Consider the following 1,568-nt stretch of genomic DNA (forward strand, 5'->3'; position numbering starts at 1 on the left):
ATGCTTGAAAAACAAGATTTGATGAAAGGTTTACTAGAGGAAAACAGTGAATATTTAGAGCATCAAAAAAAACTGGATATTAAAGTTATCTTTGGTAACCCTCCTTATTCGGTAGGACAAAAGAATGAAAACGATAATAATCCCAATATATCTTATCCCATATTAGATGATCGTATTCGTGAGACTTATATAGCTAAATCGAAAGCAACTAGTACGCAAAAGTTATATGATAGTTATATCCGCGCTATCCGCTGGGCTAGTGACCGTATTGATAATGCTGGGGTAATCGGCTTTGTCACAAATGCCGGTTTTATTACTGGACATTCTATGGATGGTTTACGCAAATGCCTCGTTGAAGAATTTAGCAGCCTTTATATTTTCCATTTACGGGGGAATGCACGGACTTCTGGAGAACAACGTAAAAAGGAAAGTGGTGGCATTTTTGGTGAAGGATCTCGTGCCCCTATAGCGATTTCTATTCTCGTAAAAAATACAAATGCACAACAGCATGGTAAGATATATTTTCGTGATATTGGCGATTACCTCACAAGAGAAAAAAAGCTTACGATAATTGAATCCCTTGGAAGCATTGATGGTATTACACGGAGCAAACAAGGTTGGCAAATAATTACACCAGATAAGTACAGTGATTGGCTTGATCAACGTGATGACAGTTTCAAAACATTCTTAGCTATGGGTGTCAAAAAGGGGCATGATAAAAAGCTCTTTGAAACTTATTCTCTTGGTGTTTCAACCAATCGTGATGCTTGGACGTATAACTCAAGCCGTGAATCTGTAAAGAAAAATATGAATAACATGACTGCCTTCTATAATAATGAGGTAAAACGTTTAAATAATACCTATTCACATGCTGATCGTACAGCACGTGCAAAAGTCGTGAATGATTTCGTCAATTCCGATGTAAGAAAGATTAGTTGGAGCAGTACTCTTAAGAGAGAATTATTAAGAGGTAAATTTTCCGAATTTGAAGATAAATGCCTTATTCAAAGCCTATACCGTCCTTTTACACAACAATGGCTTTATTACAATAGCGTCTTTAATGAAGCAGTTTATCAAATGCCGCGTATATTCCCGATAAGACAAGCGGTTGATAATAAGGTGATACAAATTACAGGTATAGGAGCAAAGAAAGACTTTTCTGTATTGATGACTAAAGCTTTGCCTAATTTAGATTCAATAGAAAAAGGTCAATGTTTTCCACGCTATATTTACGAAGATACTACGGTTTCAAAAAGTAAAAGTGAGAAACAATCCCATTTATTTACAAATTCTATAGAGGAAAACAAAACAGCTGGTTTACAACGCCGTGATGCCATTACTGATGAAGGATTAGCACATTTTAAAGCCGCTTATCCTAATGAAACCATAACAAAAGATGATCTATTCTATTATGTTTACGGTCTACTTCATTCAGAAGATTACCGTGCTCGTTATGCGCATAATTTATGTAAAGAATTACCTCGCATTCCTTGTGTAAAGAGTGCTGATGATTTTTGGAAGTTCGTAACAGCAGGGCGTGAACTGGGTCATTTGCACGTGAATTATGA

General features: G+C 36.1%; 1 protein-coding gene. It reads left to right on the top strand.

Annotation, left to right across the window (positions count from 1 at the left end):
• Nucleotides 1-1,568, top strand: a 1,568-nt coding sequence (locus ACFIQE_RS10260; protein WP_375707686.1) for a type ISP restriction/modification enzyme, incomplete at both ends; no start/stop codon positions are given.

The sequence above is a fragment of the Bartonella sp. AA1HLJMS genome (genome assembly GCF_042197445.1).
Lineage (GTDB): Bacteria > Pseudomonadota > Alphaproteobacteria > Rhizobiales > Rhizobiaceae > Bartonella.